Annotated in this window: 13 protein-coding genes; 3 read left to right on the forward strand and 10 right to left on the reverse strand. The window is 29.1% G+C overall.

The features are described from left to right. Positions 1-69: 69 nt before the first annotated feature. Positions 70-939: an SPL family radical SAM protein gene (locus B5X47_RS07285; protein WP_079589512.1), complete on the reverse strand. Its 870-nt coding sequence runs from the start codon at positions 937-939 to the stop codon at positions 70-72. 83 nt (positions 940-1,022) lie between these two features. Beyond that, positions 1,023-1,319, reverse strand: a complete 297-nt coding sequence (locus B5X47_RS14045; protein ID WP_264175378.1) for a CC/Se motif family (seleno)protein — start codon at positions 1,317-1,319, stop codon at positions 1,023-1,025. A 170-nt stretch (positions 1,320-1,489) separates the two neighbouring features. On the opposite strand from B5X47_RS14045, the gene B5X47_RS07295 reads away from it, so the two are divergent. Next, positions 1,490-1,711 carry a hypothetical protein gene (locus tag B5X47_RS07295; RefSeq protein WP_079589514.1) on the forward strand — a complete coding sequence of 74 codons (222 nt, stop codon included), beginning with the start codon at positions 1,490-1,492 and terminating at the stop codon, positions 1,709-1,711. Between the two features lie 30 nt (positions 1,712-1,741). Here B5X47_RS07295 and B5X47_RS07300 read toward each other — a convergent pair whose 3' ends face one another. After that, positions 1,742-2,248 (reverse strand): hypothetical protein, encoded by a 507-nt coding sequence (locus B5X47_RS07300; RefSeq protein WP_079589515.1) that lies wholly within the window; start codon positions 2,246-2,248, stop codon positions 1,742-1,744. A gap of 111 nt (positions 2,249-2,359) precedes the next feature. Between B5X47_RS07300 and B5X47_RS07305 the strand changes: the two genes are divergently transcribed. Continuing rightward, entirely contained in the window at positions 2,360-3,289 is a 930-nt protein-coding gene (locus tag B5X47_RS07305; protein ID WP_079589516.1) for a DUF4349 domain-containing protein, read from the forward strand. Between the two features lie 103 nt (positions 3,290-3,392). On the opposite strand, the gene B5X47_RS07310 is transcribed toward B5X47_RS07305, so the two are convergent. Next, positions 3,393-5,297, reverse strand: a complete 1,905-nt coding sequence (locus B5X47_RS07310) for an HD-GYP domain-containing protein (RefSeq protein WP_159446430.1) — start codon at positions 5,295-5,297, stop codon at positions 3,393-3,395. 301 nt (positions 5,298-5,598) lie between these two features. On the opposite strand from B5X47_RS07310, the gene B5X47_RS07315 reads away from it, so the two are divergent. Beyond that, complete coding sequence (locus tag B5X47_RS07315) at positions 5,599-6,333, forward strand: SIMPL domain-containing protein (protein ID WP_079589518.1); 735 nt, start codon at positions 5,599-5,601, stop codon at positions 6,331-6,333. 121 nt (positions 6,334-6,454) lie between these two features. On the opposite strand, the gene B5X47_RS07320 is transcribed toward B5X47_RS07315, so the two are convergent. From B5X47_RS07320 to B5X47_RS07345, 6 genes are all read right to left on the reverse strand, one after another. Further along, on the reverse strand, positions 6,455-10,927 hold the full coding sequence (locus B5X47_RS07320; protein WP_079589519.1) for a coiled-coil domain-containing protein: 4,473 nt from the start codon (positions 10,925-10,927) through the stop codon (positions 6,455-6,457). Next, positions 10,911-11,666: a DUF6063 family protein gene (locus B5X47_RS07325; RefSeq protein WP_079589520.1), complete on the reverse strand. Its 756-nt coding sequence runs from the start codon at positions 11,664-11,666 to the stop codon at positions 10,911-10,913. Before B5X47_RS07325 ends, B5X47_RS07320 begins: the two co-directional genes overlap by 17 nt. Before the next feature lie 4 nt (positions 11,667-11,670). After that, on the reverse strand, positions 11,671-13,143 hold the full coding sequence (locus tag B5X47_RS07330; RefSeq protein WP_079589521.1) for a hypothetical protein: 1,473 nt from the start codon (positions 13,141-13,143) through the stop codon (positions 11,671-11,673). Continuing rightward, positions 13,140-14,213 carry a Wadjet anti-phage system protein JetD domain-containing protein gene (locus tag B5X47_RS07335; RefSeq protein ID WP_079589522.1) on the reverse strand — a complete coding sequence of 358 codons (1,074 nt, stop codon included), beginning with the start codon at positions 14,211-14,213 and terminating at the stop codon, positions 13,140-13,142. Before B5X47_RS07335 ends, B5X47_RS07330 begins: the two co-directional genes overlap by 4 nt. 228 nt (positions 14,214-14,441) lie before the next feature. After that, complete coding sequence (locus tag B5X47_RS07340; protein ID WP_079589523.1) at positions 14,442-14,738, reverse strand: Txe/YoeB family addiction module toxin; 297 nt, start codon at positions 14,736-14,738, stop codon at positions 14,442-14,444. After that, positions 14,738-14,986, reverse strand: coding sequence for a type II toxin-antitoxin system Phd/YefM family antitoxin (locus B5X47_RS07345; protein WP_013360944.1), 249 nt, complete (start codon positions 14,984-14,986; stop codon positions 14,738-14,740). The genes B5X47_RS07340 and B5X47_RS07345 overlap by 1 nt, the downstream gene beginning before the upstream one ends. Positions 14,987-15,088 lie beyond the last annotated feature (102 nt).

A 15,088-nucleotide genomic window follows, 5' to 3' on the forward strand; every position in this document is an offset into this window, starting at 1 on the left:
ACATTATATATTATTTAAGTATTTTTGTAAAATTGTTCGAAAAAATTATTTATTAGATCCTTGTCTATCTTAAAAAAAGCTCAGCTGCTCAAATTCAGTCTTGTCCTCGAACTCATTGAGATAGCCAAATATTTTATCTGGCTTATGCTCAATTTTATTTTTCTCGCAGAATTCATGGAATATTTTCATGAGTTTTGCGTTATTTTTGCTATTTATTATATAGCTATTTCCATATTCTTTAATATACTGCTCTTTTAGGTTTGGAAATTTTTTATCTAGCTGAGCATAGAAGTATTCTCTATTTCCATCACGTAGTGTCACTCCTATTCCAAAGCAAATAATTCCATACACTTTTGCTTCTTTGCAATAATTCAGTATTCCTAATAGGTTCTCTTCTGTATCATTTATATGAGGTAGGAGTGGTGTAAGCCATACTACTGTAGGGATTCCTGAATCTCTTAATGTTAATAGGGCTTCAAATCGTTCTTTTGTAGTTGATACATTTGGTTCTATTTTTTTGCATAGCTCTTCATCGTAGGTCGTGAGTGTCATTTGAACTACGCATTTAGTTTTTTGATTTATTTCTTTTAGTAAATCCAAATCTCTGAGTACTCTATTCGACTTGGTTATAAGGGTAATTCCAAATCCATATTTACTAACTACTTCTAAAGCTTTTCTTGTGTGTTTTAGATTGATTTCTTCTGGTATGTAAGGATCTGTCATTGCACCCATGCCAATCATACATTTTTTTCGTTTTCTTTTTAAGGCATCTTCTAATAGCTCAATTGCATTTTCTTTTACTTCTATGTCTTCGAATTTATGGTTCATTTGGTAGCAGGTGCTTCTTGAGTCACAGTATATGCAGCCATGTGTACATCCTCTATATAGGTTCATTCCATTTCTGGGTGAAAGAATTCCTTTTACTTTTGTAAAATGCATATCAATCTCCTTGAAAAAATAAATAAAAAAGTCTTATCCATGATTATTATCTCATAAACAAGACTTAGGTAGTAGCTCTTGATTTAGCTTTCAACTATTTTAATATTTGTAAGAATTATTTCTTTTAGAAATAAAAATCCTCTTAAATCAACTTCTGCATGCTCTTTTGTAAATTCAAAGCCTTTGTCTATATATACTTTGATTCCTTCTACTTCATATTGATTAAAGTCCTCTCCAGCCTGGGGAGGTGTAGGCGATACTATAGCCTCTACCATTGGCCCTGCTCAGCCACGGGAACAGACTCTTTTTTCGAAAGTTATTGTGCTGATTGATTTTTGATTCATATATGCTTTAGCTTTTTCTGTTATATCAATTTTCATATAGATTCCTCCCTGCCACGTTAGTATGCTCAGTTTATATATACCCTTTTTGTATACTTTAAATTAATAGGTTTTGAAAGGATAAATTATATATGCTAATATATTTATACAATAATTTTTAGTTACCTCAACGTTTCTATTAATTTCAATTTTGAAAAGGAGTTACTATTATGAAAGAATGGATTATAACTAATATAGGTTTTGAAAAATTTATTCTTATATACTCTTATTTTGTTTTAATATATAGTTTAATATCACTTTGTGCTTATTTTTTTTATTATGATAATTTAATTATACGTTTGGTTTTTGGCATAGGTCAAATCATCACCTTATTAGGTTACATTTACCTTGAAAATTTAGAAAAGCATTATAATAACAAAAAATTAGAGTAATTTTTATGAAATTCACTGGTTATAATTTTTCTATTCATTATTTTTATATGCATGATACAGTTTTTCATATTCTTTCATCTTGTCTGCTATGTTTGTAATCTCATCAAAATAAGCTTGTTGAACTTCATCTGTTTTCTCTGTATTTCCAAGCTCTGAATATTCAAGATGTATTTTTTTATATTTTATTACATTCTCAGCAGATAAAGTCATTTGTTCTATAAGTTCTTTAGCTTCTTGAGAAAAAGCATGCTTGCCTTCTTTGTCATTTAGTTTTAATAATACCTTATTTATCTCTTGTTCACCTTTTTCAAACTCTTCAAAAGTTTCGACTGTTGGTAAACTCGATGTTACAAAATATAAATCAAATGTATCACCTACGGGCTCATCAACCATTTGTTTTACAATCTCAAGAGTCTTCTTTTCTGGTGATTCCTCATCGTTCATATTTAGTTTTTCGCTTCCATTTTCAGCCTTACAAGCAATCAAATTAATAGTACAAATAAAAACTATCAAAGAAAGTAGAATTAATTTTTTCATATATTTCTCCTTTTTTACATTATTTAATATATTAGCAAAGTAGTTGTGATGTTGTAAATATGGGTATAGTTTTAAATATACATATATGTTGCGATTAAGGGGTGGTATTAAATGAGAAATAAAAAATTATCTTTTGTTCTAGTTTTATTTCTAGTTTTTAATCTTATTTTTGCTGGATGCTCATCAAACAAAAATGAATCTGCCACCGAAGAGGTTCAAAACTCAGCTCCTGATATGGCTACTGATTCAGGCAGTGTAGCTCCTCAACCAGAAATGGAAGGTATCGATTATATCAGTGACCCTAAAAGTATAGAGCCTGATAAAATTATTACCACTGTGTCTATCTATATGCAGACCAAGGATTTTATGCCTACTGTAGAAAAGCTTAATTCATTAATCGAAAAACACAAAGGCTATATAGAGACCTCTAATATATCCTATAACAACTATGTCTACAGCAGTGCCTTAAAACACTCTGAATACACCATAAGAATTCCTAGAGAAAATCTATCGAATTTTAAAAATGAACTAACTGAAATTGGAAACATTATTTCTGAAAACACTTCAAAAATGGATATAACTAAGCAGTATAGAGATACTCAGTCTAGACTTAAGGTACTAGAAACAAAGGAAGCTAGAATTCTTGCTCTGCTAGAAAAAGCTGAGAAGATGGAGGATATTATAGCACTTGAAAATCAGCTTAGCACTATAATTTATGATAAAGAAAATCTAACTGCAAATATTATGAATATGGATGACAGCGTAAATTACAGCACAGTTAATTTTCAGCTAGAAGAAGTTGCAAAGCTTAGCTCTGGAGATAATATCAAAACTCCATTTGGCACTAGAGTTATGAATGCACTTAAAGAATCAGCTTATTACGCTAGAAGGTTTTTTGAAGATGCTATCATAGCACTTATATATTTCTTTCCATATGGAATTGTGATTTCCATCATAGGATATCTTGTACTAAAAATTATTAAAAGAAGAAAAGGCAAATCAATTAGAAAAGATGCAAATAAAGACCAAACTCCACATTAGAATTTAAAAACAGGTTTGCTTAATTTTATCTTAAGCTAAACCTGTTTTTATTTTGCCATTTCTACATTTCTTAATGTTCAATAACCTTTCATATTTTATTGCTTTAGAGTTCATATATTCTTCTTATAGCTCCTAATTCATTTAGAAAAACCTCTACTAAATTTGGATCAAAGTGTTTTCCTGCACCTTTTTTAATAGTTTCAACTGCATCATTGAATCCATGGGCATCTTTATAAACTCTTTTTGATGTGAGTGCATCAAATACATCTGCTATTGCTACTATTCTAGCTGAAAGAGGTATTTCATGGCTTTTTAGCCCTTCTGGATATCCTGAGCCGTCCCATTTTTCATGATGATATCTAGCAATTTCTTCAGCAACTTTGAAAAAATCTTTATCAAACATTTTCAAGCTTTCTCTTATTTCTCTAAATATATCAGCTCCTACAGCTGCATGAGTTCTCATCTCCTGCCATTCCTCTGGAGTGAGCGCTCCTGGTTTTTTAAGTATTGCATCTGGAATAGATACTTTTCCTATATCATGAGAAGCTGCATTACGCTCTATTTCTAAAATATATTTCTCAGAAATATCATATCCTGGTATATTTTGAGCTTTTAATCCTTTTGCCAAGATAACTGAGTATTTTACCATCCTTTGTATGTGTTCACCTGTAGATGTGTCTTTTCCTTCTACTAGCTCTGCAAAGCTCGATGTCATTTTAGAAAATACTACTTTTGTAAAGTATGCTCTATTCATCAAGGTTTCAATTTCATTGATTATGCCTTTTCCTATTCTCAAGGTTTCACTGTTAAAGAATGCCTTTTTTCTAGAGCTAAAGAACACCATTCCAAAAACTGAACCACTCACCATAAGTGGGATTATCATATTGGAGAGCATACCTTCTCTTCTGATGAGTTCTAGTGATGGACTATATGGTCTATCTTCATGTTCAGCTTCCAAATCATCTATTATCATAGGCTCACCAGAATCTATGATTTTCTTTAGTCTTGTAGATTCAATAGATACTTCGAATCCTGGTCCTAGCTTAATCTCACCAGACTTAATCACCCCATGCTCGGCTATGATTTTTCCGCCCTCATAGTCTACAAAAGCAACCCCTATTCTATCAATTTCAAGTCTTTCTCTTAATTTATAAAATAAAGCATCTACTACATCATCTACTATATAGTACTTTGTTAGTAAGGTGCTTATTTCATCTGAGAAGTTTTTTTCTGCAGTTATTGTTTCTACATAATCCATCATTTGAACTTCTTCATCAAAATATGGCTTTATTTTAGGAAGTGAGTCTTCTAAATTTTTACGGCTTGATATTACCTTTAGGCTTTTCATCATGTAAGAAAAATCGTATTGAATAAAACGAAGTATTACTACTCCTAATAAAAACAGTATTCCTATCAGGGTAATTATGACTGCATTTATAATTAAAGTAATATCTTTAACCATTAAATTCTCAATATTCTTTTGATATTCTATTAGATTTTTTATAGATTTATCTTGCTCTGCAAAAAGCTTAGCTAGTTTTTCGACATCAGTATCAACTATATAAGCCACAGATACCGTAGAATTTATATCATTTAGCTTATCTGTTAGTTCATCAACCGTGCTTTTCATAGGTGCCAAATTATTGCTATGTCTTCCTAGTGTCTGCTTGTCTATTTTGGTAAGATTATCCCCCAGCTCCCCATAAAGCTTATTAAACTTTTTTATATTCACTTGTATTATGAGCTTATTTTTTGCATATGCATTTTTTAGAGCATCATTCATTTTTGCAGATTCATCTTTTTCTACTTGAGTTTTTATATTTTCTATTACTGCTATAGGAAGCCTAGTTTCTGCGTGAAGAACGCTTATTTCATCTACTAAGGATCTATTTGATTCATAGTAGGTTTTTATTTGTGGCACTAAAATAAAATTAGACACAATAGCTACAATAGAAGCTATGCATACTAATCCTACACTAAATTTTATGATGTTTTCTATTTTTCTCATTGAGCACCACCTATCAGATGATTTTATCAGATTAGCCATTATTTATCTTTAAAAATTTATAAATTTTATTTACCCCTTTAGATAATAGCTTTATTTCACTCTATTAATCTTATTTTTTTTGTAAATTTTAACTTTGGCTTTCGTGTTATTATGATTTTATCATAAATTAATCTAGATATTATATTTTATAGTTCATTTTCTCTATCAAATATTTAATTTTTAGTTCATTCTCTTCAGGAATTAATTGGGCTATTATTGTACTTGTTTCTAATAAACTAATTTTGAAAGGAAGTTCGATGTTATGGAGCAAAAAAATTCTGCATGGATCATCGTATCAATTATTTTAGGAATATCCTTATTTGCATCAGCTTTTGTGTTAACACAAGGAATAAAGAGCATCAGATCATCTGGAAATGAAATTTCACTTAAAGGCTCAGCAAAGGAAGAGATTAAATCAGATTATGCTGTTTGGTCTGGATCATTTAGTTCAAACAATGTAGAATTACAAACTGCGTATCAGGATTTGGAATCTACCGCCCAGCAAGTTAAGGACTTTCTTATTTCAAAAGGATTTTCTGAAAAGGACTTAATCTTTTCAAGCGTAAGTACCATGCCTATAAATGCTATCATGCAAAATGGTATGTATTCAAACTCAATAGAAAGCTACAGATTATCACAAACTGTGGAAATCCGCTCTGATGATGTGGACAAAATTGCAGAAATATCTAGAATTTCTACTGAGCTGATAAATCAAGGAATAACCTTTGAATCCTATCCACCACAGTATTTCTACACCAAGCTAGCCGATAAAAAAATTCACATGATAGAGATGGCTACTCTAGATGCTAAAGCTAGAGCAGATGCTATGCTAAAATCATCTGGAAAATCAGCAGGGCAACTTAAGAGTGCATCTGTTGGAGTATTTCAGATAACCCCACCATATTCAAATGAAATCTCTGATTATGGTATTAATGATACTTCCTCTATAGACAAAGAAATTACTGCTGTAATTACTTGTACTTTTGAAATCAAGTAAAAAACAACAAATAATTATAAAACGTATTTTTTGATATTATCACAAAATTGCTAAAAGGAGTTATATAGAAATTTACTTTCTGATAACTCCTTTTAAATTAGCGTTCAAACGTTTAATTTTGTTATGTTTTTATAACTCTTCCTCCATGTATTACTTTTCCATTATCTAATTTCAGTTCCCAAAATACTGGAAATCTTTCACTGATTTCAACTTTTATAATTTCTGGAGCTGCGAAGCAAATCATCTGAAAATTAAGTTTATCTGCTATTTCAAATATAGGATCTAATACATGTTTTGCTGAAGCCTTACCAAAAGGATTATCTAGTACTAAAACTGTAGATGGATTTTCATTTCCTATATTTTTCTTCTTATAACTCATAATCATCATTATTACGAAAGTGTTTACAGAAAGAGTCTGTCCTCCTGAACCTTCAGGTAAGTCTCCTTCGCCTTTATTTATTGCTTCCCATGTTGTGTAATATTCTTCCCTAGCTCTGGCATATCTAAACTCGTTTTTTTCAGTCATTTTATATACAAGTAATGTTGGATATCTGCCTTGAAGCGCTTTAGAATATAAAACCGTATCATCCATCAGCTCTTTGTATACTTTGTCGTCTATTTTCGAAATGTCTTCTTTCTTTTCTAAAATTTTGGATATAGCCTGGACGAAATATTCCTCTAGCAAGTAGATTATTTCAGCTTCTTCTTTAGGTAATCTTTCCATGCCTTTAAGTTTTACAAGCGGGAAAATATGACCTTGGTCATTTGTATAATTCATTGATGCAATCATGCTTTTTAATGAATCTATCATTCGTATGATATGTATAGATGCTCTACTTGTCCAGTTTTTCATAGCTTCTTCAGCTTTTTGTTTATCCTTAGATAAATTCATAAGTTCCTTTTGAAAATGGTTTTCCATACTAGTAAAAGAAATAAGATTACTTTTAAAATTTAATATATTTGCTTCTTTAATTGTAGATATAACTTTTTCTTTTAACTTATCTTCTTCTAATTTCAAGTTGATTTCTCTAATAAAATCGCTTCTTCTTTTTTCTCCATCGTCTATTTTTTCTTTAATTTTGCGTTCATTGTCATCAAATTCATTTAACCAATCTTGTATTATATTTTCTAAATTTTCCTTTATCCTTTCTTTTAAAGCAATATCTTCTTTACCTTTAGAAAAATCGAGAGTATATATTGATTTTATTTTAGCTATATTTATATCAAGCTTGGCTTTATAATCTTTATATTTCTCTAAACCATCGATGCATACTGAGTAAAATTTATTATTTAATTGAATATCTCTACTCACTATATCCATATCACTTTGAATATTTATTATAGCTACATCTAGATTCATCTCTGTATCTTGAATTTCAATAAATACTACTGATTTTTTATGCTTATCATATATTTGATTTTCTTTTGCTTCTAATTGCTGTTTAAATGCCAAAATACTCCCTCTACTTGTATCATAGCTTGACTTAATACTGCTTCTATCAATTTCTAGGTTACCAAGTATGATTTTTAGCTGACTTATTTTTATTTGAATTTCATTTAGAGAATTCTCTAGCCTAGGATAGTCCTTCCAATCTTTACTTATCTTATTTAAATCACCGATATGCCTTTTCAGTTCAAGATTTAGATGCTTTATATCCTTGTCTAGTAATGCTATGTTATTATTTTTACTAGAAATATCTTCTTCTAATATTTTTCTTTGATTTACTAGGCTCATGATGGCAATATTTTGTATAAGTAAAGTTGGAATTTTATCAGTAAGTTCACTAGTTCTTACCCCAAATTCATAGGATGCTTTATTAAAAATATCTTTTATCTGCTTTATATCATTTTCAATTTCTAGCTTCCATTTACTGTATGAATCTTTAATCATGCTTCTTTTGCCTTCTACATCTTCTATGCTTAATTCAACTTCTCTTTTGCCTTTTTCCAAATCTAATATGTCTATTTTTATTTTATCTACTATTATTTTTTCCTCATAAAGCTCTTTACTTTTATTTAGATATGACTTCATTTCAATTATAGATTTTTTTGAGTCCACCAGCTTTTTATCTTCCTCTTTCAATGCGTATCTTACCTGATTTAAATTATTGTCAATACTGAGCTGCTCTTGCTTTTTTATCCTGATTTCATCTATTAAACTTTGTTTTTCCTCTTCATATTCCTTTAACAGAGTTCTAAGCTCTAAAGTAGTCTTTGTTCTTAAAATTATATTTAAGTCCTGCTTTATTTCTGACATTTTTAAAATATCATTTTTAATGCTAATTTGAATCTCCGTCATTTTACTCATTTCACTTGTTAGTTCCTCTTTCCAAGTGATATAGTCATTCTCATCAATTAGCTTATATGCCTTATTTACTAAAGTTTTAATAAGATTATTTTTTCCCTTCATTTCGGAGCGAATATAAATAGGCACCATATTATTTAAGAATATTGATTTATCTATATTAGTTTCGATAAGCTGCCAATCTTTCTCACTTCCAATTACAACTGAATATATAAAGCCAGGATAATCATTTAATATCGTAAGCTTGGCATCATCATCAAGTTCTTTAATAAATTCGCTTCCTGTCTCAACATGTATGCCTAGGTTTTCAACCATTTCTTTTACAAGAGTTATGTCTTTATTTGCAATAAAAAAATCGTATTTGTTCAATGCTCTATCTATATTCTTTTCCCATATCAGCCTTTGTATTTCTTCTAATTTATGATTTTTTTCTTTTTCTTTATTTTCTATTTCTTCTAACTTTTTACTGAACCATAAATTGTTTCTTAGGCTGCCATCGTTATTTTCTAATAAAATTTTAGATAATTTTTTAACTGTTTCTTTTTCAAAAGCTTCTTGTTTTAGTATTTCTTGATTTAATTTATCCATTTTGATTTCATATTCTTCAAGCTTACTTTCTAGTATTCCTATACTAGTATTTAGCATAAATAATCTTTTATTATAATCTTCTTTTTCTTCTGTATATTTTTCTATATTTTCTTGAATATCATTTTGAATTATATTTAAATCTTCAAGAATTCGTTCTGGAAATTCAAGACTTAGTAAACTATACTGACTTTCTAATTTAAGTTTATCTTTTAATAGGTCTTTTTCTTTAAAATCAAATTCAATTATTTTTTTATCTAGTTCTTTGATTTTGAGCTCGTAATTATTCTTTTTATTTTTATATTCTTCTATAGCTCCCTGAACATAATTAATATAGCTTTCATAGCTTCTTTCATTTTCTTTCCATATAGCCACATTTTTTTCCCACTCTAATTCTATTGCATTGTCTAATGACTTTGCTTTATCTTTTATGTCTTTAATATCTAGGTCTTCAATCAAACTCTCTTTTTCTTTTGTTTTAGCTACGAGGCTTTGCTCAGTTTGTTTTTTCTCATAAAGTAACTCATTTATTTCATATAATTTTAGGGATTCTTTTTCTGCTTTTATTGTTTCTTCTTTCTCACTAAGCTGCTTTTCTAATTTCTTGACTTCATTTTCTTTTGATATTAACTTTATTCTTTGCTGATTATACTCAAGATTATCTTTTTTAAATGCCAGTTCATATTTTTCATCTTCTGCCCTTTTTAAATCAGTCTTTAGTTTTTCTAACTCCTGAGCAACAAAATTTTCTTCCTCTTTTAGGGTGAAATATATATTATTGCCCTTTATTATCAATCTATTTTTTCTATCTATATATCTAGAGCCTGCATCAGCATTTGCTATAAGAGGTTTTATATATTCTTGTAGATTTTTATATGAACTCTCACGTTTGATTAATACTGGCAAATCTTTCGTGATTGATAGATTGCTTTTAAACATCTCAATCAAGTTATTTTCACCGTCATGAATATAATTTCGTATATTTTCACTAATTGCAGGCAAGATGATTTTATCGAAAATAGATTTATTGTCATTTGCTCCAATAAAATAATCTCCTACTCCTCCTTCAGATTTATTAATGCTTTTTAGATTAATCCACTCACTTCTATAAATCCCTCGGTCTTCTAAATAGCTATAGTAAGGGCCATCTTTTTTTCTAGCACTAGACTGACTATATTTCGTAAATATACGCTTATTGTCATCTATAAACTTCTCTAAAGTTTCAAGCTCTACTGCTTTTTTGTTCTCCAAGTCGTATAATGGTAGATTTTCTACTGTAAAATATCCATCATTTTCATGCTCATATGTATATAAAAAATAATTTAGTCCTGCACTTTCTTCTTCATCTGAACCTGTGTTTTTTATTGAAGATTTAAATGCTATCCCATTAATAAGTCTTTTTTCTGGTACCGTGTCTAATACCCATTCTAAAACTACATGAAATGTGAAAGAATGTAAGTTTTTTCTTTGGTCATAAAACATACCAATAATCTTATTCCCATTGCTTTTTCCCCACTTAGTTTCAGGTAGTAACAGCTGAAAAATAAGCTGCATCATTACTCCCTTTCCTCCACCATTAAATAATGTAAATAAGGTATGATCTACTTTACCATCTTTAGTCAAGTCAAAAATCGAATTTTCATGTTCTTTTCTAAGTCCATCGTATTTACATCCAGTAAGCCTAATTTTAGATAGTTTTGGCATCTTCATCCTCCTTTTTATATTTAATCAGCTCTTGAATTTCCTCGTATCTATCTCCCCCATGATAAAGATTTTCAAGCCGTTCATATAATTCATATTTAGGAATAATTCTATTTTCCTCTTCTAAAGCTATAATTAAATTTTCTTGCACTAAAGGTTTAAGAGCTTCATGAATAAACCCTAGCCTAGTCTGCGATGAAAGGCTAAACCCAGCTTTATCTTTCAATTCTTTGGAATGCGACATTTCAACTGTCCATAGATAATGTATTTCATCTATTGCAATTGCAAATTCTTTAGAAAAGCTATCTTCTTTTTCACTTCTTTTTTTCCACGAGTCCAAGGTGTTTGTTATTAATTCTTCTAGCTTATAATAGGATATACCAGAATCTTCATATTTAAAAAAAATATCATTATCTCTATCTATTTCAGATAGAAAAACACAGATTATTATATTAGCTAGATAGAAATGTTTTTTCCTATAGAGTTTATTATATTTTTCTTTCATTTGTGTATATGTAGTTGCAAAAATAGAGCCTTCTCCTCTTGAAACCAGATGAAGATTTTGCCTAGTACTAAGAACAGTTAACCCGCCCTCTTCTGCCATATTTTTTACAATTTCGCTTATAGCATTGTTTTCATAATATTCATTTGCAAGTACATCACTTGAAGGCACAATCTTCTTATCTAATAAATAAAAAAATAATTCACTTGCTTTTTTTATATCTTCACTGGTATAGCTCATATCTTCACTCCTCTAAATAAATGGTATATGGAGAGATGAATAGTTCTTTCCATGAAAAAGGTTCATTTGTATCTTCTATTTTGGATAAAATTTTCTTTCCATCTAATGTTATAAATATAGGATTTTTCTCACATAGCTTTTTATACAGCTTTAATCTTTCATCATCACCATTGTGATTCACATCTAATTTAAGGCTAGAAATCACAAACATCATAAATAAATCTATATTTTCATTTTGACTGAGCCATTTTGCTTTAACCTCTTCATTTTTTTCATTTAATTCGAGTATAGAAAATTTCCCTTTTTCAACTAGTGACATGAATACTTCTTCATAAAGCTCTACTAATAAATCCCAGTCTATTTCTCTAAATTTCCAATCTTCCTCAATAAAATCATCTATCTTGGGTTTTAGAGTTTTCTTATGTTTTATATTTTGCTCAGCCCATGCCCAATCAAGAGGATAAATGAAATCTTTTTTTGGTGAAAATAAAGGTGCTATTATTTTTTCAATGTCATCTATATTATTTAAACCATTTTTTACAATATTATTTTGCCAGATATCCTTTTTAAAGCTAAAGCTAGAAATATTCCAAAAACTTTCTGGATATTTCACTCTTATTTCTAGCTCAAGTGCTAAATTTTCCATAACATGCTTTGCTAAACTATCATGTAATAACCTTGCTCGCTCTAATTTTTCAAACATTCTTTCTGCTTCTATCTTTTTTTCATCTGGTAGACTGTTGTATCTATTTTTCCAAGAAAACATATTTGCAAAAACTTTTTGTTCCTCTTCGAATTGTTCTTTAATTTCATCCTCTGACTTTTTTCCTCTTATATTTCTATCAAAAAATATATTTTGCGGTTCTCTTATGATCACTGTTTTATATTCTTTTTCTCTGTTTATAAGAGTCTTTACTCTAGCTATTAGGTTGTCTATGCTATTTTTTGCCTTAGAAAAATTTCCTGTTTTTATCAATTGAAGTGTGTAGAACTGCTCTAAATCAAATCCAAATTCCTCTAAAATTTCTCTAGTAATAAAAACCATTTCTTGGCTTTCCTCAGTTAACATGTAAACTGTAGAGCCGCCTTGTTCCCACCTGCTATGTTCTCTATCAACTTTAAAATATCTAAATATATAGTCCTGCTTATTCCCTTTTGATTCATCATAAATCCTAGATTTAAATCCTTCCTGTTTTGTAGGGTCTCTATACCAAAGAGTTCCGTCTACTATTCTTTCAACTATTTCTTGCGTGTAGTTCAGCTTCATAGTGGCTAGAATTTTTTCAGTGATAAAAATCATATCATTTCTGGTTCTATTACTATCCTCACTGAGTTCTTTTAGAAAAATATTTTGAATTAGCAAAAAGCTAATTTCATATGCGTACTCATTTAGTTCTCCTATATCCATACCTGAACCAAGCATACGAATAATTTGAAGTTTTTTCATTCTGTTAAAAAATCCTTTTTCGATAATCATGCTCTCACCTTCATCAAATATTCATAGTCTATTAGTTCTTGTGGCACTCTAAAATCATTGCTCCAAATCTCAGTTATTTTTTCTAATTTAGAACTTTCTAAATATGGCTTCATATCTTGTAAAAAAGCCTCTAAATAAATTTCGTTTTTATTTTGACCTTCAGCTGGATAGTTCCTAGTGCAGAGATTTAGTAAATTTTTATAGGCCTCATATTGCAAGCTCATATTCAAATCTTTGTATTTATCTTTTAGTCTGTAATATATACCTAATCCCTCAGCATCTATATCTCCAAAATACAGTATCTCCACTTCCAAAGAGTCTGTTATTTCGTCGATAAACGATAGGCTATCTTCTATCTTCTTACCTTCTCCATATATAATCGCATCTGGTACAAACCCAAAAATATCTCCCATAACTTGCGCAGCTCTTTTATATGTAAAGAAGGTAGAATGATTTTCTAATATTATTACTTTTTTAATATGTTCTACTCCTTTATTCCAATATATAAACATTTCACCATATTTTTTCATTTTTAAATCTTCTCTAGTTATTTTTAATCGGTTTAATATTCCATACTTGCCTTTAGTAATATCCTTTTTATTTTTAAGATATTTTTCATCATAAAAAAGCTCTAATGAGCGTTCTTCTATACTTGCCCATTCTCTTTTATCTCTTGATACTAAAAATTTATAAATATTTTCTATATACTCCCATTCTACATCAGTTTGATAAGATGGATTTTTGATGTAATAGCTAAAATCTAGATAGTTAGATAATTTAAGGATTTTTGACTTATCCCAATTAGAATTATTTACCTGTGATAATATCTGCCACTTAGTTTTTAATGGCGGATTATATCCATTGTACATAGACGAAGCTATCTCTTTTATAATATTATTTTCTTTTAAAAGCACCATTTGACTATAAAATGCTTTATAACCTCCGTGCTTTAAATATGTTTGATTATCTTTATAATTTGCCATTATATATTTTTCTAGAGATTGCAAATCAAATCTTTTTTTATTTTTATTTCTATATTCTAATAAAAACTTATTGATTATTTTCTCCATGATATCTCCTTAATCTTCGTCATAACTTAATATAATTCTATCATAAGTTATAAGGAATTAAATTGAATTTATAAACTAGCAAAGATAACTAAAACTACTTTTCTATTAGAATAAACATAATTAAAATTCCTTGTCGCTATATATAATTTAGTATAAATAATAAAGAATCCTAGATTATTTTATCCATTTACATTTCTGTAAAGGTTAAACCATCTAGGATTTATAATTTTAGATTATATTTTCAAAAATACTACTTTTTAAATTAGAATCATAATGAGACCACATGCTGATTATTTTAATTGTTTTTATATCCTCTAAAATCTGGTACACAAGTCTATGCTGTATATTAATTCTTCTTGAGTATGCTCCCTCAAGGTCACCAACTAATTTTTCATCTGGCGGTGGAGATTGATAAGGATTAAGTCTTAATATATCAATTAATGACTTAGTTTTTTTGTCAAGATTGGTTGATTTTAACTTTGGAATGTCCTTTAATGCTCTTTTGTCATAAACAATTTTATACATTACCAATCGACCTCGTCTTCTGCTACACATTCATCTACAGAGGTATTTATACTGCTCATGATTTTTTCTCTCATATTTGGAATTGAACAAAGATACAAAGTCTCCATCAAACCATTATAGTCTTCTTCACTTATTATAACTGCATTTCCATCTTTTGTACTTATATTTACTGGTTCATTATATTTTATGGTCTGTTCTAGGATATTGAATAAATTTTTTCTAAAATTAGTGACATTCGTATTAATCACATCAACACCTCCTTTTCTTATGTACATAATAGCGTACATTTAAAAACAGGTCAATTATTAACTTAAAAATGTCCATATTGTTCCTATATCGGAACAATGTAA

Source organism: Acetoanaerobium noterae, assembly GCF_900168025.1.
Lineage (GTDB): Bacteria > Bacillota > Clostridia > Peptostreptococcales > Filifactoraceae > Acetoanaerobium > Acetoanaerobium noterae.